Here is a 19,524-nt window from a genome sequence, read left to right as displayed (position 1 = left end):
TTGCACCACCCTTCCACGCCCGAGCCCTGATGGACTCCCAGCGCTACCCGCGCCTCTCGAAGATCACGCACCCGGCCGACCTGCGCCAGTTCCCCGAAGCCGAACTGCCCGCGATCGCCGACGAACTGCGTGCCTACCTGATCGAGACCGTGTCCCAGTCGGGCGGCCACTTCGGTGCCGGCCTGGGCGTGATCGAGCTGACCGTCGCCCTGCACTACCTCTACGACACCCCGGTCGACCGCCTGGTCTGGGACGTCGGCCACCAGTGCTACCCGCACAAGATCCTCACCGGCCGCCGAGACAGCATCCACACCGTCAAGCAGAAGGACGGCGTGGCGCCGTTCCCGCGCCGCGAGGAAAGCGAGTACGACACCTTCGGGGTCGGCCACAGTTCGACCTCGATCTCGGCCGCGCTGGGCATGGCGATCGCGCTGCAGGCGCGCGGCGACGAGCGCAAGGTGGTGGCCGTGATCGGCGACGGCGCGATGACCGCCGGCATGGCCTTCGAGGCGCTCAACCACGGCGGCGGCATGGATCCCGAGCCGAACCTGCTGGTGGTGCTCAACGACAACCGCATGTCGATCTCCGAGAACGTGGGCGGCCTGACCCGCATGCTCGGCCGGCTCTCGGGCAGCCGCACGCTCAACGCCATCCGCGAAAGCGGCAAGAAGCTGCTCGGCGACAAGCGCCGCCCCGCCGCGCGCTTCATGCGCCGCTGGGAAGAACACTGGAAGGGCATGTTCGTGCCCTCCACGCTGTTCGAGGAAATGGGCTTCCACTACACCGGCCCGATCGACGGCCACGACATCCCGGCGATGCTGGCCGCGCTGAAGACGCTCAAGGGCCTCAAGGGCCCGCAGCTGATCCACGTGATCACCACCAAGGGCAAGGGCTACGAGCTGGCCGAGGGCGACCAGATCGAATACCACGCGGTGGGTCCCTTCGACCCCAGCGTCGGCATCGTCAAGAAGGCTGCGCCGGCCAAGCCCACCTACACCCAGGTGTTCGGCGACTGGCTCTGCGACATGGCCGCGGCCGACGCGCAGTTGATGGGCATCACCCCGGCGATGCGCGAGGGCTCGGGCCTGGTGCGCTTCAGCAGGGAATACCCGGCGCGCTACTTCGACGTCGCCATCGCCGAGCAGCACGCGGTGACGCTGGCCGCGGGCATGGCCTGCGAAGGCGCCAAGCCCGTGGTCGCGATCTATTCCACCTTCCTGCAGCGCGGCTACGACCAGCTGGTGCACGACGTGGCGCTGCAGGGCCTGGACGTGCTGTTCGCGATCGACCGCGGCGGCGTGGTCGGCCCGGACGGCGCCACCCACGCCGGCAGCTTCGACCTCAGCTTCCTGCGCTGCATCCCGAACATGGTGGTGATGGCGCCAGCCGACGAGAACGAGTGCCGGCAGATGCTGAGCACCGGCTACCGCCACCCCGGCCCGGCCGCGGTGCGCTACCCGCGCGGCACCGGCCCGGGCGTGGCCGTGCAGCCCTCGCTCGACGTACTCCCGATCGGCAAGGCCGAGCTGCGCCAGCGCGGCGGCCGCGTCGCGCTGCTGGCGTTCGGCGCGCTGGTGCCGCCGGCGGAAAAGGTCGGCAAGGAGTTGGGCCTCACGGTCGCCAACATGCGCTTCGTCAAGCCGCTCGACCGCACGCTGGTGCTCGAACTGGCGCGCAGCCACGATGCGATCGTGACGCTCGAGGACAACGCGATCATGGGCGGCGCCGGCAGCGGCGTCGCCGAGCTGCTGGCCGCCGAAGGCATCACCCTGCCCGTGCTGCACCTGGGCCTGCCGGACCGCTACCAGGAACACGCCAGCCGCGAACAGCTGCTGGCCGAGGCCGGCCTCGACGCCGAAGGCATCCGCGCTTCGCTGCTCGCGCGCTGGCCCGCCCTGGCCTCGGCCGCGCCGCGGGTGCAGGCCGGCTGATCAGCCGGCGTCGCGCGGCCTGCGGCCCAGCGTGACGCGGTCGCGGTGCTCGAGGTCGCGCTCGGTCGCCACCTGCTCCAGCCCGGCCGCACGGAACAGGGCGCGCACCGCCTCGCCCTGCTCGAATCCATGCTCGACCAGCAGCCAGCCGCCCGGCGCCAGGTGCGCGGGCGCACCGGCGCTGATCGCGCGGATGGCGTCCAGCCCGTCGGCGCCGGACGCCAGCGCACTGCGCGGCTCGAAGCGAAGGTCTCCCTGCTGCAGGTGCGGGTCGTCGTCGGCGAGATAGGGCGGATTGCTCAGCACGAGGTCGAACTGTTCGCGCGGGACGGCGGCGAACCAGTCGCCGGGCAGGAAGCGCACCGGCAACCCGGCATCGCGCGCGTTGCCGGCGGCCACCGCGAGCGCGGCGGCGCTGGCGTCGGTGGCGGTGACCTCGGCCAGCGGCCGCTCGCTGGCGATCGCCAGCGCGATGGCGCCGGTGCCGGTGCCAAGGTCGAGCACGCGCAGCGGCTCCGCGCGCGGCATCCGGTCCAGCGCCAGCTCGACCAGCCGCTCGGTTTCGGGGCGCGGGATCAGGGTGTCGGCGGTGACGGCGAGTTCGAGCGACCAGAAGCCGCGCTGGCCGGTGATCTGCGCCACCGGCTCGCCGTGCAGCCGGCGCCGCACCAGCGCCTCGAACGCCTCCGCATCGGCGGCATCGAGCACGTCGCTGGCGTGCGCGTAGAACCAGCTGCGCGGGCGCTGCATGGCGTGCGCGAGCAGCAGCTCGGCCTCCAGCCGCGCGGCGTCGCCGGGCAGTCGCGACGCGGCGTCGCGCAAGGCGTTGGCGAGCGTCACCAACTCAACCCGCCAGCAGGCTGGCGACCTGGACCATGCAGGCCAGCAGGAAGCCGGCCAGGAAGAAGAGATACGAAAGCCGCAGGTAGCGGTACTTGTGGTGCGCCAGGTACCAGCCCAGCGCATAGGTGTCGCGCGCCATGGTCTCGTACGCCGAACCGTCGGACTTCAGCGCGCCGGCGATCTCGGCCAGGAAGCGCTCGCGCGGCAGCTCGGCGAAGTGGCCGAAGAACAGCAGGTTGAACTGCGGCGGGATCTTGTCGTCCACCAGCTTCAGCGGCCGGTACTTGGGCAGCACCGCCAGCACGGCCAGCAGCAGCGCCAGCAGGGTGAAGGCGGCCAGCGTGAGCGAGGCGGTGCGCAGCACCGGGTCGTTCAGGCGGCCCAGCACCAGCGTCAGCACGATCGACGACATGGTGATGATGATGTTGGCCTTGGTGTCGGCCATCGCCGACAGCTGCACGTGGTGCATCTGCATCGTGCGCAGCAGGGTGTCGCCGGTGTTGCGCTCGGGCACGGCCGCGAACAGCTTCTCGACCTCGGCCGGCGTGGGTGTTTCAGCGGGGGGCATGGGCGCGATCCTCTCGGGACCGCGCCATCATAGCGCCGGCCGCGCGGGCCGGCGCGATTGCCCGGCTCAGGCCGCGGCCGACAACGTGCCGCCGACCGACCGGAGCGGGGCGCGGATCAGGTGGTCGAACGCGCCGAGCGCCGCGGTCGAACCCGCGCCCATCGCGACCACGATCTGCTTGTACGGCACCGTGGTGGCATCGCCGGCGGCGAAGACGCCAGGCACCGACGTCTGGCCGCGCTCGTCGATGACGATCTCGCCGCGGGCACTGAGCTCGACCGTGCCCATGAGCCATTCGGTGTTCGGCAGCAGGCCGATCTGCACGAAGATTCCCTCGAGCTCGAGCCGGTGCTCGCTGCCCAGCAGGCGGTCGCGCCAGGCCAGGCCGCTGACCTTGCCGCCGTCGCCCAGCACTTCGGTGGTCTGCGCGTTCACCAGCACGGTGACGTTGGCCAGGCTGCGCAGCTTGCGCTGCAGCACCTCGTCGGCGCGCAGCCTGGAGTCAAACTCGACCAGGGTGACGTGGGCGACGATGCCGGCCAGGTCGATCGCGGCCTCGACGCCGGAGTTGCCGCCGCCGATCACCGCCACGCGCTTGCCCTTGAACAGCGGGCCATCGCAGTGCGGGCAGTAGGCCACGCCCTTGTTGCGGTACTGCTCCTCGCCCGGCACGCCCATCTGGCGCCAGCGGGCGCCGGTGCCGAGCACGACGGTGCGCGACTTGAGCACGGCGCCGCTGGCCAGCTCGACCCGGATGAGGCCGTCGTCACCCGCGGGCAGCAGCTTCGCCGCGCGCTGGCCGTTCATCACGTCCACGTCGTTGGCGCGCACGTTCTGCTCCAGCGCGGCGGCGAGCTTCGGCCCTTCCGTCTCGGCTACCGAGATCAGGTTCTCGATGCCCATCGTGTCCAGCACCTGCCCGCCGAAGCGCTCGGCCGCGACGCCGGTGCGGATGCCCTTGCGCGCGGCGTAGATCGCCGCCGCGGCGCCGGCGGGGCCGCCGCCGACCACCAGCACGTCGAAGGGCGCCTTTTCGTCGAGCGCGCGCGCCTCGCGGGCGGCGGCACCGGTGTCGAGCTTGCCGACGATCTCGGCCAGGCTCATGCGCCCGGCGCCGAACACCTCGCCGTTGAGGTAGACCGTGGGCACGGCCATCACCTGGCGCGCCTCGACCTCGGCCTGGAACAGCGCGCCATCGATCGCCACGTGGGTGATGCCCGGGTTCAGCACCGCCATCAGGTTCAGCGCCTGCACCACGTCGGGGCAGTTCTGGCAGGACTGCGAGAAATAGCATTCGAAGCGGTGCTCGCCCTCGAGCGCGGCGATCTGCGCCAGCAGCTCCTGGGATTCGCGCGAGGGATGGCCGCCGACCTGCAGCAGCGCGAGCACGAGCGAAGTGAATTCATGGCCCATCGGGATGCCGGCGAAACGCACCGAGGTGTCGGTGCCGCTGCGCAGGATCTCGAACGAGGGCCGGCGCGCATCGTCGTCGGTGCGCGCGAAGGTGATCTTGTCGGAAAGGGAGGCGATCTCCACGAGCAGCGCCTGCAGCTCCCGCGACGCGTCGCCGTCGTCTAGCGAGGCGCGCAGTTCGATGGGCAGCTGCAGCTTCTCGAGGTAGGCCGAAAGCTGCGTCTTCAGGGTGGCGTCGAGCATGGCGTGGCTCCGGGGAATGGGGGGCGAAAAAAAAACGGGGCCAGGTACCGGACCTGACCCCGTCCTTGCTGCGGGGGTCAGATCTTGCCGACCAGGTCCAGCGACGGGGCGAGGGTCTTCTGGCCTTCCTTCCACTTGGCCGGGCAGACCTGGCCGGGGTTGGCGGCGACGAACTGCGCGGCCTTGAGCTTGCGCAGGGTCTCGGTGACGTCGCGGGCGATGGCGTTGTCGTGGACCTCGGCGGTCTTGATCACGCCTTCCGGATTGATGATGAAGGTGCCGCGCAGGGCCAGGCCCTCTTCCTCGATGTGCACGTCGAAGGCGCGGGTCAGCTGGTGGGTCGGGTCGCCGACCAGCGGGAACTTCGCCTTGCCCACGGCCGGCGAGGTCTCGTGCCAAACCTTGTGCGAGAAGTGGGTGTCGGTGGTGACGATGTAGACCTCGGCGCCGGAGGCCTGGAACTCGCCGTAGTTCGCGGCCGCGTCCTCGACCTCGGTCGGGCAGTTGAAGGTGAAGGCGGCCGGCATGAAGATCAGCACGGACCACTTGCCCTTCAGGCTGGCCTCGGTCACTTCGACGAACTTGCCGTTGTGGAAGGCCTGGGCCTTGAACGGCTTCACTTCGGTATTGATCAGGGACATGGGGGGTTCCTTGGGTTGGAGGGGGAGGTAAATCGAAACTTGCGTGAATATTAGACAAAACCTATCAATGTGAAAATTAGATTGATTCAATCATTTTGATAGGTTTTGTATATTTATGGCTCGACAAACCCATTTCCAAGGCGCATTACTGGCTCCGCATCCATAGGCGGCGGCAATCCCGATGAACCTGCGCGACCTGCGATACCTGGTGGCCCTGGCGGAACTGCGGCATTTCGGGCGCGCCGCCGACGCTTGCCACGTGAGCCAGCCCACCCTGTCCACGCAGATCAAGAAGCTCGAGGACGAGCTCGGCGTCTCGCTGGTCGAGCGCGCGCCGCGGCACGTGATGCTGACGCCGGCCGGCCACGACATCGCCGCCCGCGCCCGCCGCGTGCTGGCCGAGGTCGAGCAGATGCGCGAAACCGCGCGCCGCACCAGCGACCCCGAAGCGGGCAGCGTGCGCATCGGCTTCTTCCCCACGCTCGGCCCCTACCTGCTGCCGCACGTGGTGCCGCGCATACGCGCCCGTTTCCCGCGCCTCGAACTGCTGCTGGTGGAAGAAAAAACCGAGGCCGTGCTGCACCTGCTGCGCGACGGCAAGCTCGACGCCGCCGTGCTGGCGCTGCCGCTGCACGAGGACTGGCTGGAGACGGCTTTCCTGTTCGAGGAACCCTTCATGCTCGCCGTGCCCGAGGGCCACCCGCTCGCCGGCCACCGCGACCTGCGCCTGGCCGAACTCAGCGACCAGCACCTGCTGCTGCTCGAGGAAGGCCACTGCCTGCGCGACCAGGCACTGGCCGTGTGCAGCCTGGCCGGCGCCGGCGAAAAGGAGGGCTTCCGCGCCACCAGCCTGGAGACCCTGCGCCAGATGGTCGCGGCCGGCGTCGGCGTGACGCTGCTGCCGATGCTCGCGGTGAAGCCGCCGGTGTCGCCGTCCGAGAACATCCGGCTGCTCGAGTTCGGCAACCCGCCGCCATCGCGCAAGCTCGCCCTGGCCTGGCGCAAGAGTTCGGCGATGGGCGGCTTCCTGCACCAGCTGGCCGAAGTGCTGCGCGACCTGCCGCCCGGCCTGCTCGATCCGCCGAAGCAGACCAGCGCCGCCGCGCGCGGCAAGCGCCGCGCCGGGGCTTGAACCCCACGGCCGCGCGGGCTACGGTATCCGAACAATTCGTACACACCCGGGCGGTGCGCCAGGCGCGCCGCCCGTTTACTTTTTGGAGGACGCCATGCCATCGCAGACCACCCTGCCCCCGATCACCCTGGGCAACGTCGACCTCGCCCGCCTCGAGCAGATGCTGGAGTCGCCGGCGCTGCGCGGCCTGCCCGCGGCGCAGTCGCTCGGCGCCGAGCTCGAGCGCGCGCGCGTGCTGCCGGCCGAACAGGTGCCGGGCGACGTGGTGACCATGAACGCCACCGTCACCTGCGTCGACGAGGTGAGCGGCGAAACGCACCAGTTCACGCTGGTTTTCCCGCAGGACGCGGACGTGGCCACCGGCCGCGTGTCGGTGCTGGCCCCGGTGGGCAGCGCGCTGCTGGGGCTGTCGGTCGGCCAGGCCATCGACTGGCAGGCGCCGGGCGGCCGGGCGCTGCGCCTGCGCGTGACCTCGGTGGTCGCCGCGGCCTGAGCCAAGGGTGTCTTGCATCGCCGGCCGGGCGCGGCAATAGTCGGGGCCTCCGGGCCCCGCCCCGGCCCCGCGAACAGGTGACACGATGAGCCCCAAGGGCACCCGCACCGAGGAAAACCTCAAGCTGGCCTTCACCCGCGAGGCCGAGGCCAACCGCCGCTACCTCTACTTCGCGCAGAAGGCCGACGTCGAGGGCCACACCGACATCGCCTCGGTGTTCCGCTCCACCGCCGAGGGCGAGACCGGCCACGCGCACGGCCACCTCGAATACCTCGAGTCCTGCAGCGACCCCGCCACCGGCCTGCCCTTCGGCGGCACGCTCGACAACCTGCGCTCGGCGATCGCCGGCGAGACCCACGAATACGCCGACATGTACCCCGGCATGGCCCGCACCGCGCGCGAGGAAGGCTTCGACGAGATCGCCGACTGGTTCGAGACCCTGGCCAAGGCCGAGCGCTCGCACGCCAACCGCTTCCAGAAGGCGCTCGACGAGCTGGCGGCACAGGCCACGCCCTGAACCCCCGATGCAGAAGCTGACCCGCGCCGGCCTGCTCTCGCCCGAGGCGTACGCGGCGGTGCGCCCGGCACTGCGCGCGCGCCTGGCCGCGCACAAGCAGCGGCGCCGGGTCGCGCTGGGCGATTACGCCACTTTGCTGTTCGAGGACCGGCTGACGGTGCAGTTCCAGGTGCAGGAAATGCTGCGGGTCGAACGCCTGGCCGACGCCGGTGCCATCGACGACGAGCTGGCCGCCTACAACCCGCTGGTGCCCGACGGCGCCAACCTCAAGGCCACGCTGATGTTCGCCTTTGCCGATGCGGCTGCGCGCCAGCAGGCGCTGGGCGCGCTGGGCGGCGTCGAGCACCGCGTCTATGCGCGGGTCGGCGCGCGGACGCCGGTGTTCGCGATCGCCGACGAAGACCTGCCGCGCAGCGAGGGCGGCAAGACCTCGGCCGTTCATTTCCTGCGCTTCGAATTCGCGCCGGCCGCGATCGCCGCGATCCGTGCCGGCGACGCCCTCGCCTTCGGCATCGCCGACGACCGCCTGCCCGTGGAAACCACGCTCGACGCGATCACGCGCGAAGCGCTGGCCGAGGATTTCGACTGATGCCGCGCTGGCTCTGGATCCTGATCGCGGCGGCGCTGGCGGCGCTGCTGTGGGCCGGCGCACGCGACGACGACGCGCCGCGGGCGATGCGCGAGGGTGCCGCGGTGCGCTGCGTGCCGCCGGAAGGCCAGGTGGATCTCCGCGCGCCCCTGCAGACGCCCGCCTCGCCGGCGATGCCGCCGTTCCGGCTCGCCGGGCACGAGGTCTCGCCACTCGCCGGCTTCGCGATCGAGGCCAGGGTGCTGGCGCGCGAGGACTACCGCTTCGATCGCAACGCGGCGCTCTCGCCCACCGACCTCGCGCTGGGCTGGGGCCGCATGGCGCGCGAGGAGTTCTACGAACCGCTGGACATCTGGCAGTCGGGCCGCTGGTATTTCTACCGCTGGGGCAGCGACGGCCCGCCGCTGCCGCTGGACGAGATCATCGCCAGCAGCGCCAACATGCACATGATCCCCGCCGATGCGAGCGTCGCCGAAGCGCTGTCGCGGGTGCGGCCAGGCCAGACCGTGCGCCTGCGCGGCTGGCTGGTGGAAGTGCGCGGCGCCGATGGCTGGACCTGGCGCAGCTCGCTCAGCCGCGAGGACAGCGGCAACGGCGGCTGCGAAGTGGTGTACGTGTGCGCGCTGGCGTCGTACTGACTCAGTAGCGCAGCGTGGCCAGCAGCGGCGCGCTCGAGGTCCAGTGGCGGCGACCGTCGAGCACGGCCAGCTCCATCAGCACCGCGCCACCCACCAGCTCCAGCCCCAGCCGGGACACCAGCCGTGCCGCGGCCGCCAGCGTGCCGCCCGTGGCCAGCACGTCGTCCACCAGCAGCACGCGCGCGCCGGCGGGCAAGGCGTCGCGGTGAACCTGCAGGCGGTCGGTGCCGTACTCGAGCGCGTAGCTTTCCTCGATCACCGCGCCCGGCAGCTTGCCCGGCTTGCGCACCGGCACGAAGCCGACGCCGAGCTCGCGGGCCAAGGGCGCACCGAGGATAAAGCCCCGCGCCTCGATGCCGACCACCGCCTGCAGGCGCGCATCGCGCCACGGCTCGGCCATCGCGCTGATGGCGGCCGCGAAACCGGGCCCGTCGGCCAACAGCGGACTGATGTCCTTGAACCGGATGCCCGGCTTGGGGAAGTCGACGATCTCGCGCACCAGCGACGCGAACGGCGCCACCGGCTCAGGCCTCGTCCGCGCCGACGCGCTCGGTTTCGGCCAGGCCGGCGGCTTCCCACTCCTGCATCGCCGGCAGCGCGAAAATCGCATCCATGAAAGCGCGCGCGGTGTCGTCGCACTCGACGCCGTAGCCGCGGAAGCGAACGCAGACCGGCGCGAACATCGCATCGACGATGCCGAAGCGCCCGCAGAGGAAGGGCCCGCCCGCGCCGAACCGGCTGCGCAGCTCGCGCCAAAGCCCCTGCACGCGGGCGATGTCGCGGTCGGCGTCGGCATCCCAGTGCTTGCCGCGCGGCTGCCGGCGCAGGTTCATCGGCAGCTGGGCGCGCAGCGCCCCGAAGCCCGAATGCATTTCCGCCGCGGCGCTGCGCGCGACGGCGCGGGCCGCCGCATCGGCCGGCCAGCCTTCGCCGGCGAGCCAGCGCTCGTTGGCGTACTCGCAGATCGCCAGCGAATCCCAGACCGCCAGCTCGCCGTCATGCAGCACCGGCACCCGCCGGCTGGGCGACCATCGCCCGACCTGATCGCGGAACTCCGGCGTATCGAGCGGCAGCCGCACCTCGTCGAAGGACACGCCGGCGTGCCGCAGCAGCAGCCAGGGCCGCAGCGACCAGGACGAGTAGTTCTTGTTGCCGATCACGAGCGTGGTGGACATCGGGCGCCTCAGTTGAAGATCTGGTTGCCGCCGTTCTTGTTGGCGATCTGGGCGGCGCGGGCGGCGCGCTCGAGGATGCCGGCGGGGTCGCGTTCGTCGGGACCGGCCTGGGCGACGCCGACGCTGACGCTGAGGCTGGGCGCGATGCGCGGGTCGATGCGGAGCCGGCTGATGGCGGCACGCAGGCGCTCGGCGTAATCGCGCGCCTGCAGCAGCTTGCGGCCGGGCGCCAGCACCAGGAAACCATCGGGACCCGAGCGGCCGATCACGTCGCCATACTCGATTTCCTCCAACAGCAGCTCGGCCACCGGGCGCAGGCCGGCGGTGGCGCCGACCTCGCCGCTGCCCTCGCGCAGCGCGGCCGCCTGGTCGAGCTGGATGCAGAGCAGGCTGAGCGGGGTCTGCTTGAGGCGCGCGGTCTCCATGTGCTTGTCCAGCCGCTGGCGCAGGGCCTCGACCCGCAGCACGCCGGTGGCCGGATCGGTTTCGGCCGACTTCTGCGCCTTCACCGCGCCGGCGGCCTCTTCGCCGGCCATGATCGCGACCGCGGCGAACTCGGCGCACAGCGCCAGCTCGGCGTCGCTGTAGGTCACGTCGGCCTGGCGCTCGATCAGCAGCGCACCCCAGCCCGGCTTCGGGATCGGCAGCGGGATCACCGCCAGCTGCACCTGGCCGAGCGGACCCACCGGCCCGTCGAAATCGATGCCCAGCTGCTGCGGGGCGCGCAGGCGGCTGAGGTTCTTGAGCAGGGTCGTGCGCTGGGCGAGCAGTTCGCGGTAGCGGCCTTCGGCCGAGGGCGGCTCCACCTGCATGAGGTCCTCGCCGTGGAAATGCATCGCCACCACCGCCGCCGAGGTCTGGCTGAGCACGGGCTTGAGGCCATCGAGCAGGCGCCGGAACGCGATCCACTTGAGGTCGCCGTCGGCCGCCGATTTCAGGCCCGCCTGCAGGCTTTCGACCAGGCGCTCGCGGGCCAGCTGGATCTTCTCGGCGGCGGTCGGCTCGGGCGCCTCGGCCCGCTTGCGGATGGCCCAGCGCTGCAGCCGGGCGCGGATCCACGGCAGGGCCAGGTACAGCGCCACGGTGGCGGCCAGCATCGGCTGCCAGCCATAGAGGTTGAACAGCGTCGGCGCCAGCACCTGGGCATCGGCCAGCACCCGCAGCAGCACCGCCACCGCCGCGCCGAGCAGCGTGAGCAGCGGCGCCCAGCGGTAGCTGCGCGAATCCATCAGCAGCATCACCAGGCAGGCCGTCAGCGCCACGCCGTTGCCAACCCAGGCCAGCCACTGCGTGGCCAGCGGCGTCAGCACCCCGCCCAGCATGCCCCAGAGCGCGAGCAGCACCAGGCCCCAGCCCAGTCCGCGGGCCCAGGGCACCAGGCCGGGCGCGGCCTTGCCCAGGCCGCTGTAGTAGCGCGTGGCCAGCACCATCGGCCCGGCGCAGAGCAGCAGCAGGGCCTGCGGCACCGTCGCGCCGCGATCGGCCAGCAGGGACAACTCCGGCAGCGAGTACAGGTGGCCGTTGATGCCGAGGCAGGCCAGCCAGATGCCCAGCGCGGCGCCGCCGACCGCCGGCGCCCCGGACCGGTTGTCCTCGACGTGGCGCACCAGCGACAGCACCGCCACCAGCAGCAGGACGCCGTAGGTGAAGCGGAAGAACCGGCGCGCCTGCGCTTCCGACGCGCGGGCGGTGGCGGCGTCCTGCAGCCGCAGGTGCAGCCCGCCGTTCACCTTGCCCTGCAGCTGCAGGTAGAACTCGCTCTTGCCCGCCAGTTCGGCCGGCAGCGGCAGCAGGAAATTCGCCGGCCACGGATTGTCGTCCCCGGCCGCGTGGAAGAAGCTCTCCTCCGCCACCACGCGGGCGTCGGGCAGCAGCTTCAGCTGGATCCGGTCCAGCGGGGCGCGGACGATGGCGAGCCGCCAGTCGGTGCCGCCCGCTTCGGGCAGTTCGGTGCGGATGCGCACCCAGAGGTCGCGGTCGGGGCGGGCCTGGAACGAGAAGCCGGGCGTCAGCACCGGCGTGAATCCGGGCTGGGCGCGCCCCGTGAGGATGTCGTCCAGCGTGGTGCCCACCGGCGTTTCCATCACCGCCAGGTCTAGCGCCGGCGCCGGGGCGGCGGCCCGCGCGGGCGCTGCCGACAGCCACAGGGCCAGGAGGCTCGCGATCAGGAACGCCGGCAAGTAACGCAAGCTCGAACTCCCCATGTGGTCTTGGCGCCCCCCGGCCCGCCCGATTCTATACTCGCCCCGGCCCCTGCGTTCAGCCCGGGAACGCCGGGGCGCCCGAGCCGGTAAACTGGGCGACCCCAGCCAGCCATCCCCGGACGCATGACCGCCACGCCCGCCCCCACCGACGCCACCGCGCCGGAGAAGAACGACTTCATCCGCCAGATCATCCGCGAGGACCTGGCCTCGGGTAAGCACGCCGCGGTCCGCACCCGCTTCCCGCCCGAGCCCAACGGCTACCTGCACATCGGCCACGCCAAGTCGATCTGCCTGAACTTCGGCATCGGCCGCGAGTTCGGCGGGCCGGTGAACCTGCGCTTCGACGACACCAACCCGGCCAAGGAAGACCCCGAGTACGTCGAGGCCATCAAGGAAGACGTGCGCTGGCTCGGCTTCGAGTGGGCCGAGCTGCGCCATGCGTCCGACTACTTCGAAGTGTTCTACCGCAGCGCGATCAAGCTGATCGAGGACGGCAAGGCCTATGTCTGCGACCTCAACGCCGAGCAGGTGCGCGAGTACCGCGGCACGCTGACCGAGCCGGGCCGAAACTCGCCGTTCCGCGAGCGCAGCGTCGCCGAGAACCTCGACCTGTTCACGCGCATGCGCGCCGGCGAATTCCCCGACGGCGCCCGCACCCTGCGCGCCAAGATCGACATGGCCAGCGGTAACATCAACCTGCGCGACCCGGCGATCTACCGCATCAAGCACGTCGAGCACCAGAACACCGGCAACGCCTGGCCGATCTACCCGATGTACGACTACGCGCACTGCCTGAGCGACGCGCTGGAGGGCATCACGCACTCGCTGTGCACGCTGGAGTTCGAGGACCACCGCCCGCTGTACGACTGGTGCGTCGACCACGTCGACCTGGTGCGCAACCCGCACCTGTACCAGCCGCTGGTGGACGCGGGCTTCGCCGTGCCGGCCGCCAAGCCGCGCCAGATCGAGTTCTCGCGCCTGAACATCAACTACACCGTGATGAGCAAGCGCAAGCTGCTCGCGCTGGTGGACGAGGGCCTGGTGAACGGCTGGGACGACCCGCGCCTGCCGACCCTGCAGGGCCTGCGCCGCCGCGGCTGCCCGCCGGCGGCGCTGCGCCTGCTGGCCGACCGCGTGGGCATCAGCAAGCAGAACTCGCTGATCGACTTCTCGGTGCTCGAGGGCTGCATCCGCGAAGTCATGGACGCCGCGGCGCCGCGCCGCATGGCGGTGATCGACCCGGTGAAGCTGGTGGTCACCAACCTGCCGGAAGGCCACGCCGAGTCGCTGGTGTTCGCCAACCATCCCAAGGACCCGGCCTTCGGCGAGCGCGCGGTGCCGTTCTCGCGCGAGGTCTGGATCGAGCGCGAGGACTTCATGGAGGTGCCGCCCAAGGGCTTCCACCGCCTGGTGCCCGGCGGCGAAGTGCGCCTGCGCGGCGTCGGCATCGTCCGCTGCGACGAGGTGGTGAAGGACGGCGACACGATCGTCGAACTGCGCTGCACGCTCGACCCCGAATCGCGCGCCGGCATGGAAGGCGCCAACCGCAAGGTCAAGGGCACCATCCACTGGGTCGCCGCCGCCACCGCGGTCGCCGCCGAAGTGCGCCTGTACGACCGCCTGTTCAGCGTGCCCGACCCGGACAAGGACGAGGCCGGCAAGACCTACCGCGATTACCTGAACCCGGATTCGGTGCGCGCCGTGCGCGGCTGGCTCGAGCCGTCGGCGGCGACGCTGGCGCCGGAAGCGCCGGTGCAGTTCGAGCGCCTCGGCTTCTTCACCGCCGACCGCCGCGACCACGCGCCGGCCGCGCCGGTGTTCAACCGCACCGTCACCCTGCGCGACACCTGGGCCGCGAAGGGCGGCGCCTGACGTGCTGTACGCGCAGCTGCACCTCACCCTGCCGGCCTGGGTCCACGAGGAAGTGGACGCCCAGCGGCGCTATCCGGACACCGACAGCCGCATCGCGCTGGCGATCCAGCTCTCGCGCCGCAACGTCGACCACCGCAGCGGCGGTCCGTTCGGCGCCGCCGTGTTCAACGAGGAAGGCCGCCTGATCGGCGTCGGCGTGAACCGCGTGGTGCCGCACAACTGCTCGGCCGCGCACGCCGAGGTGATGGCGCTGACCACCAGCCAGCAGCGCGTGCAGAGCTTCCGCCTGAACCAGGCCGGTGGCCGCATCACGCTCGCCACCTCGGCCCAGCCCTGCAGCATGTGCTACGGCGCGCTGATCTGGGCCGGCATCGACGAACTGCTGATCGCGGCGCGCGCCGACGACGTGCAGACGCTGGCCGGCTTCGACGAAGGCCCGCTGCCCGCCGACTGGAAGGGCGAACTCGAGAAGCGCGGCATCGCCGTGCACACCGACCTGATGCGCGACCACGCGCGCGACGTGCTGCGCGACTACGGGGAATCCGGACTTGTCTACTGACGGCCTGCTGGCCTACTGCCGCCCCGGCTTCGAGCCCGAGCTCGCCGCCGAACTGAGCGAACGCGCCGCGATCGCCGGCTTCCCGGGCTATGCCCGCACCGAGCGCAACTCCGGCTACGTGCAGTTCCTCGGCGTGGAGGACGGCGCCGGGCTGGCGAAGGCGCTGCCCTGGTCCACCCTGATCTTCGCGCGCCAGAAGCTGCGCCTGCTCGCCGACCTGCCGGGCATGGACCCGAAGGACCGCATCGCGCCGATCATGGACGCGCTCGGCGGCCGCGGCCGCCACGGCGACGTCTGGGTCGAACACCCCGATTCCGACGAAGGCAAGCAGCTCGCCGGCCTGGCGCGCTCCTTCGGCAACGCGCTGCGCCCCGCCCTGCGCCAGCGCGGCCTGATCACCGAGAAGGAAGACCTCCGGCTGCCGCGGCTGCACGTGCTGATGCTGGCCGGCGACCACGCGATGCTCGGCAGCGCCGACCCGAAGGACGCTTCGCCCTGGCCGCTGGGCGTGCCGCGCCTGCGGGCGCACGCCGACGCGCCCAGCCGCTCGGCGCTCAAGCTCGAGGAAGCGCTGATGATGCTGCTGACCGAGAAGGAGCGCGCCGAGTTCATCAAGCCCGGCATGTTCGCCGCCGACCTGGGCGCCGCGCCCGGCGGCTGGAGCTGGGTGCTGGCGCGCCAGCACATCCGCGTGTTCTCGGTGGACAACGGCCCGATGGCGCAGAGCGCGCTGGACATGCCGGTGATCGAGCACATCCGCGCCGACGGTTTCCGCTGGCAGCCGCCCAAGCCGCTGGACTGGATGGTCTGCGACATGGTTGAGTCGCCGCGCAAGGTCGCCGACCGCATGGCCACCTGGTTCCGCGAGGGCTGGTGCAAGCACGCGATCTTCAACCTCAAGCTGCCGATGAAGAAGCGCTGGGACGAGACCCGCGACTGCCTGCAGCATTTCGTCGACCACGCCGGCCGGCCGCTGACGCTGCGCGCGAAGCAGCTCTACCACGACCGCGAAGAGATCACGGTGTATGCGGGCTAGCCTCGCCCTGCTCGTGCTGCTGCTCGCCGCGCCGGTCGCGGCGACGGACGCTTACTTCGCGCAGGTGGACACCGATGGCGACGGGCGGGTTTCGCTGCCGGAATTCCTCGAGCGCATGAGCTTCGCGTTCCGGCAGATGGACGCGAACCTCAACGACGTGCTCGAGCCCGGCGAGCAGCACATCCCGAACGCGCCCACGATCACGCTGGCCGAACACCACGAGCGCTTCACCGCGCAGTTCCACCGCCAGGACGCCAACGGCGACGGCCACCTCACCCCCGCCGAACTCCTCGCCCCACCCCGCCGCTGATTCTCTAGACGCGGATTAACGCGGATAGGGCAAAAGAATCTCGATCTTTTCTCTGCTCTATCCGCGTTTATCCGCGTTAATCCGCGTCTGAAAAATCACCCCGCCGAAAGCTGGGTGATGAAGCCGTGGATGGCGAAGAGGGCCATCGCGATCATCAGCAGCAGCGTGAGCAGCGTGCCGAGGAAGCGGCCCGGGCTGGTGCCGGCGCTGCGGCTCAGGCCCCAGGCGTGCAGCAGGCGCGAGACCAGCAGCGTCGCGCCGAAGGCATGGATCACCGCGTCCGAGTAGCCGTTGAGCTCCATGCCGCCGAGCAGGATCAGCGCCAGCGGCAGGTACTCGACGGCGTTGGCGTGCGCGCGCACGCGCCGGTTGAGCTCGCCGTGGCCGCCATCGCCCAGGCCGACCTTGTGCTTGACGCGGAACGCCATCACGCGCCCGGCCAGGAACAGGACCAGCAGGGTGCAAAGCGCGGCGTAAAGAAGGGTGATCATCGTCGGTGCATCCGGTGGGCGTGGCCAGCATGATCCGATGGCGGCCCCGGCGACCGCAATCCCGGGCTCAGATCAGCCCGTTGCGCCAGGGACCCGTGATCGCCACCGTGAAGCCCGGCGCGTAGACGTTGGCGAACAGCCAGCGGCCGTCCGGCGAGAAGCAGGCACCCGCCCATTCCTCTTCGCGGAAGTCTCCGCTAAAGCCCCGGTGCCCATCCAGCTGCACGTTGTTGCGACAGAACTCGAACAGGCCGCCGTCGCGGTCGAGGCCATACAGGCGCTGCACCGGCTGGTCGGAGTCCTCGCAGATCACCAGGCCGCCACGCGGGCTGGCGATGATGTTGTCGGGATAATCGAGCACGTCGCGCCCCGGCGACTCGAACACCAGCTCGAGCAGCCCCGCGCGCGGGTGGTAGGCCCAAAGCTGGCCACATTCGGCGTCGCCGCCGCTAGTGGATGTGAAGTACACGCGCTCATCGGCGACCACCACGCCCTCGAGGCGGATGAAGGCCGAGCCGCCGTTGGCCAGGCCCTGGCGCACCAGGCCGCCCGGTCCACCGTCGGCATCGCAGCCGCGGGTGGGTTCGTCGATGTCCACCCAGCGCACACGCAGCCGCTCACCCACGCGGCGGCCCTTGCGCAGGTCGCGCACGCCCTCGGCGGCCAGCATCTGCAAGCGGCCGCCGCGGGCCAGTTCGCCCTGGACCCTAGGGATGAACCGATAAAAGCCCGCGAACGGCTTGTGGTCCTCGGTGAGGTAGACGATGCCGTCGCGCGGGTCCACGCAGGCCGCCTCGTGCTTCATCTGGCCCATGGCCATCAGCGGCTCGGCATTGGACAGGCCGTCGCCGGGCACCTCGAAGATGAAACCGTGGCTGTGCTGGATCGTGTACTCCTGCCCTTCCACTTCGACCACCTGCCCCCGGTCGAGCACGATCTCCTCGCACGACAGCCAGCTGCCCCAGGGCGTGGTGCCGCCGGCGCAGTTAACCAGGGTGCCCGAGAGCGACGGCCGCGCATCGACGAAGGCGCCGCGCGCAGTGTCGAAGCGCAGTGTCACGGTACCGCCGCGGCAGTCAGGATCGTAGGTGGCCGAGGCCGGCGCGAAGCTACCGCCCGGGTCCTCGGTGATCTCGTGGTTGCGCACCAAGGTGACGATGTCGCCGTCGGCCCGCACCACTCCCATGCCGTCGTGCTTGCGCGGGCAGGCCTGGCCGGGCGCGATTTCCTCGCCGGTCCAGGCGAAGCTCACGTATTCGAAGCCCGCCGGCAGCTGCAGCAGCGGGAGGCCGGTGGCGCGGTCGGCCACCGGCGCCAACGGGCCGTAACCGGCGGATATACCCAGGCCGCTGCCGGCCTGCGCCATCAGCTTGCCCACCGGGCCCAGGCCCAGCGCGGTCGTCACGCCCAGGCCCAGCCCGCCCTTGAGCAGGCGCCGGCGGCTGATGCGCGGCGCCTCGATGTCCTCAGCCAAAACCCTCTCCCTGATCAGCTGGAATCCAGCGGACCATCATCGCCCGCCGGTATGACGCTCAGGCTTCAGGGATGTAGATCGCGGTGGCGACGATGCGCAGCTCGCGCTCGGCCGGCGCCGCGGCGCCGTCGTCTTCCACCAGGTGGCGGGCGTGCTCTTCGCTGATCGGCTCCATCTGCAGCTGGCCGTAGGCCACGGCGCGGCCGCTGGCGTCCTTGGGCACTTCGAAGCCGTGGTCCTTGGCCATCACGCGGGCGCTGCTGCCCTCGTCCTCGAGCACGACCCAGCAGCCCTTCTTCTGGCAGACCTGGGTGATGCGGCCGCTGAACTTGGCGGGCGCGTCCGCGTGCGCGGCGGGGTCGGCGGCGGCGGCCGAGATCGCCACCGGTTCGCCGGCGGGCATCGGCTCGCCGTAGTTCGCGGCGAGGGCAACGGGGGCGGCGCACAGCAGCCACAGGCTCAGCATCGTCTTCATCGGGGTGTCCTCAGGCGGCCAGGGATCGCGCCGACAGCTCGGCGACTTCGTGGGTGGTGCCGAAACGGCCCTTCTCGTCCTTCGTCACCTGCGCCAGCGCGCACTCGTGGTCGTGGGTGAAGTAGAGGTGCACGTTGCGGGCGAGCTTGTCCTCGAGGAAGGCACGCTTCTCGTCGATGACCATCTCGGGGAAGCGGTCGTAGCCCATCGTGATCGGCACGTGCACCCAGTGCCGGCCCGGGATCAGGTCGGCGCAGAACACCAGGCCGCCGTGCGGCTGGCCGCTCGCATCGGGCGCGCCGACGATCTCGGCCAGCAGCAGGCCGGGCGTGTGGCCCTGGCTCAGGTGGAAACGGACGCTGTCGCCGAGCGCGCGGCAGTGCGGGCCGTCGACGAGCTCGAGCCGGCCGCTGGCTTCCAGCAGCGGCGCGAGTTCGGGGATGAAGCTGGCGCGGTCGCGCGAATGCGGGTCCACCGCGCGCTGCCAGTGTTCGGCGCCGACCACGAAGGTGGCGTTGGGGAACAGCAGCGACGGCGCCTCGCCTTCCTTCCACGGTGCCAGCAGGCCGCCGGCGTGGTCGAAGTGCAGGTGGCTGAGCACCACCACGTCGACATCCTCGTGCGAGAAGCCGGCCTTGGCCAGCGACTCCAGCAGCACGTGCTCCGATTCCACCACGCCGTAGCGCTCGCGCATCTTCGGCTCGAAGAAGGCGCCGATGCCGGTCTCGAACAGCACCGTCTTGCCGTTGAGCGGGCTGGCCAGCAGCGCGCGGCAGGCCAGCGGGATGCGGTTCTGCTCGTCCGGCGCGACCCACTTCGCCCACATCGCCCGCGGCGCGTTGCCGAACATCGCGCCGCCGTCGAGGCGCTGCGAGTTACCCATGATCGACCAAAGCTTCATAGCGATACTCCTTCCCTCT

Annotated in this window: 21 protein-coding genes; 10 read left to right on the top strand and 11 right to left on the bottom strand. The window is 71.0% G+C overall.

Features of this window, described 5'->3' with window-relative positions:
• Window positions 1–26 precede the first annotated feature (26 nt).
• Complete coding sequence (gene dxs, locus N787_RS02070; RefSeq protein WP_034210408.1) at window positions 27–1,931, top strand: 1-deoxy-D-xylulose-5-phosphate synthase; 1,905 nt, start codon at window positions 27–29, stop codon at window positions 1,929–1,931.
• Here the strand turns inward: dxs and prmC are convergent, their stop codons facing one another.
• The 4 genes from prmC to ahpC form a co-directional block, all read right to left on the bottom strand.
• Window positions 1,932–2,771, bottom strand: coding sequence for a peptide chain release factor N(5)-glutamine methyltransferase (gene prmC, locus N787_RS02065; protein ID WP_425387838.1), 840 nt, complete (start codon window positions 2,769–2,771; stop codon window positions 1,932–1,934).
• 4 nt (window positions 2,772–2,775) lie between these two features.
• Complete coding sequence (locus N787_RS15285; RefSeq protein ID WP_052575045.1) at window positions 2,776–3,342, bottom strand: Pycsar system effector family protein; 567 nt, start codon at window positions 3,340–3,342, stop codon at window positions 2,776–2,778.
• A gap of 66 nt (window positions 3,343–3,408) precedes the next feature.
• Window positions 3,409–4,998 (bottom strand): alkyl hydroperoxide reductase subunit F, encoded by a 1,590-nt coding sequence (ahpF, locus tag N787_RS02055; protein ID WP_034210404.1) that lies wholly within the window; start codon window positions 4,996–4,998, stop codon window positions 3,409–3,411.
• A gap of 77 nt (window positions 4,999–5,075) precedes the next feature.
• On the bottom strand, window positions 5,076–5,639 hold the full coding sequence (ahpC, locus tag N787_RS02050) for an alkyl hydroperoxide reductase subunit C (protein ID WP_034210402.1): 564 nt from the start codon (window positions 5,637–5,639) through the stop codon (window positions 5,076–5,078).
• A 181-nt stretch (window positions 5,640–5,820) separates the two neighbouring features.
• Here ahpC and oxyR point away from each other — a divergent pair, with 181 nt between their 5' ends.
• The 5 genes from oxyR (at window position 5,821) to N787_RS02025 (ending at window position 9,008) form a co-directional block, all read left to right on the top strand.
• Window positions 5,821–6,771: a DNA-binding transcriptional regulator OxyR gene (gene oxyR / locus N787_RS02045; protein ID WP_052575044.1), complete on the top strand. Its 951-nt coding sequence runs from the start codon at window positions 5,821–5,823 to the stop codon at window positions 6,769–6,771.
• A 94-nt stretch (window positions 6,772–6,865) separates the two neighbouring features.
• Window positions 6,866–7,264: a nucleoside diphosphate kinase regulator gene (rnk, locus tag N787_RS02040; protein WP_034210449.1), complete on the top strand. Its 399-nt coding sequence runs from the start codon at window positions 6,866–6,868 to the stop codon at window positions 7,262–7,264.
• A gap of 85 nt (window positions 7,265–7,349) precedes the next feature.
• Window positions 7,350–7,781 (top strand): rubrerythrin family protein, encoded by a 432-nt coding sequence (locus tag N787_RS02035; RefSeq protein WP_034210400.1) that lies wholly within the window; start codon window positions 7,350–7,352, stop codon window positions 7,779–7,781.
• Window positions 7,782–7,788: 7 nt separating this feature from the next.
• Window positions 7,789–8,370 carry a DUF3501 family protein gene (locus N787_RS02030; RefSeq protein WP_034210399.1) on the top strand — a complete coding sequence of 194 codons (582 nt, stop codon included), beginning with the start codon at window positions 7,789–7,791 and terminating at the stop codon, window positions 8,368–8,370.
• Window positions 8,370–9,008 carry a hypothetical protein gene (locus N787_RS02025; protein ID WP_052575043.1) on the top strand — a complete coding sequence of 213 codons (639 nt, stop codon included), beginning with the start codon at window positions 8,370–8,372 and terminating at the stop codon, window positions 9,006–9,008. Before N787_RS02030 ends, N787_RS02025 begins: the two co-directional genes overlap by 1 nt.
• 1 nt (window position 9,009) lies before the next feature.
• Here the strand turns inward: N787_RS02025 and N787_RS02020 are convergent, their stop codons facing one another.
• The 3 genes from N787_RS02020 to N787_RS02010 are packed head-to-tail and all read right to left on the bottom strand — an operon-like array spanning window position 9,010 to window position 12,372.
• Window positions 9,010–9,528, bottom strand: a complete 519-nt coding sequence (locus N787_RS02020; RefSeq protein ID WP_052575042.1) for an adenine phosphoribosyltransferase — start codon at window positions 9,526–9,528, stop codon at window positions 9,010–9,012.
• Between the two features lie 4 nt (window positions 9,529–9,532).
• Complete coding sequence (locus N787_RS02015) at window positions 9,533–10,183, bottom strand: glutathione S-transferase family protein (protein WP_034210443.1); 651 nt, start codon at window positions 10,181–10,183, stop codon at window positions 9,533–9,535.
• A gap of 8 nt (window positions 10,184–10,191) precedes the next feature.
• Complete coding sequence (locus N787_RS02010; RefSeq protein WP_169742271.1) at window positions 10,192–12,372, bottom strand: diguanylate cyclase; 2,181 nt, start codon at window positions 12,370–12,372, stop codon at window positions 10,192–10,194.
• A gap of 138 nt (window positions 12,373–12,510) precedes the next feature.
• Here N787_RS02010 and N787_RS02005 point away from each other — a divergent pair, with 138 nt between their 5' ends.
• The 4 genes from N787_RS02005 to N787_RS01990 are packed head-to-tail and all read left to right on the top strand — an operon-like array spanning window position 12,511 to window position 16,164.
• Window positions 12,511–14,259 (top strand): glutamine--tRNA ligase/YqeY domain fusion protein, encoded by a 1,749-nt coding sequence (locus N787_RS02005; protein ID WP_034210396.1) that lies wholly within the window; start codon window positions 12,511–12,513, stop codon window positions 14,257–14,259.
• A 1-nt stretch (window position 14,260) separates the two neighbouring features.
• Window positions 14,261–14,818 carry a nucleoside deaminase gene (locus N787_RS02000; RefSeq protein WP_034210394.1) on the top strand — a complete coding sequence of 186 codons (558 nt, stop codon included), beginning with the start codon at window positions 14,261–14,263 and terminating at the stop codon, window positions 14,816–14,818.
• Window positions 14,808–15,854, top strand: coding sequence for a 23S rRNA (cytidine(2498)-2'-O)-methyltransferase RlmM (gene rlmM, locus N787_RS01995; protein WP_034210392.1), 1,047 nt, complete (start codon window positions 14,808–14,810; stop codon window positions 15,852–15,854). The genes N787_RS02000 and rlmM overlap by 11 nt, the downstream gene beginning before the upstream one ends.
• Window positions 15,844–16,164, top strand: a complete 321-nt coding sequence (locus N787_RS01990) for an EF-hand domain-containing protein (protein WP_034210391.1) — start codon at window positions 15,844–15,846, stop codon at window positions 16,162–16,164. The genes rlmM and N787_RS01990 overlap by 11 nt, the downstream gene beginning before the upstream one ends.
• Window positions 16,165–16,259: 95 nt before the next feature.
• Here N787_RS01990 and N787_RS01985 read toward each other — a convergent pair whose 3' ends face one another.
• The 4 genes from N787_RS01985 to N787_RS01970 form a co-directional block, all read right to left on the bottom strand.
• Window positions 16,260–16,655, bottom strand: a complete 396-nt coding sequence (locus tag N787_RS01985; RefSeq protein ID WP_034210389.1) for an MAPEG family protein — start codon at window positions 16,653–16,655, stop codon at window positions 16,260–16,262.
• 67 nt (window positions 16,656–16,722) lie between these two features.
• On the bottom strand, window positions 16,723–18,129 hold the full coding sequence (locus tag N787_RS01980) for an alkaline phosphatase PhoX (RefSeq protein WP_052575041.1): 1,407 nt from the start codon (window positions 18,127–18,129) through the stop codon (window positions 16,723–16,725).
• A gap of 58 nt (window positions 18,130–18,187) precedes the next feature.
• Window positions 18,188–18,604, bottom strand: coding sequence for a DUF4920 domain-containing protein (locus N787_RS14175; protein WP_052575040.1), 417 nt, complete (start codon window positions 18,602–18,604; stop codon window positions 18,188–18,190).
• A 10-nt stretch (window positions 18,605–18,614) separates the two neighbouring features.
• Complete coding sequence (locus tag N787_RS01970; RefSeq protein WP_034210386.1) at window positions 18,615–19,505, bottom strand: MBL fold metallo-hydrolase; 891 nt, start codon at window positions 19,503–19,505, stop codon at window positions 18,615–18,617.
• Between the last annotated feature and the right edge of the window lie 19 nt (window positions 19,506–19,524).

It is taken from the genome of Arenimonas metalli CF5-1, from assembly GCF_000747155.1.
GTDB lineage: Bacteria > Pseudomonadota > Gammaproteobacteria > Xanthomonadales > Xanthomonadaceae > Arenimonas > Arenimonas metalli.
This window is presented reverse-complemented; position numbering and strand designations above follow the sequence as displayed.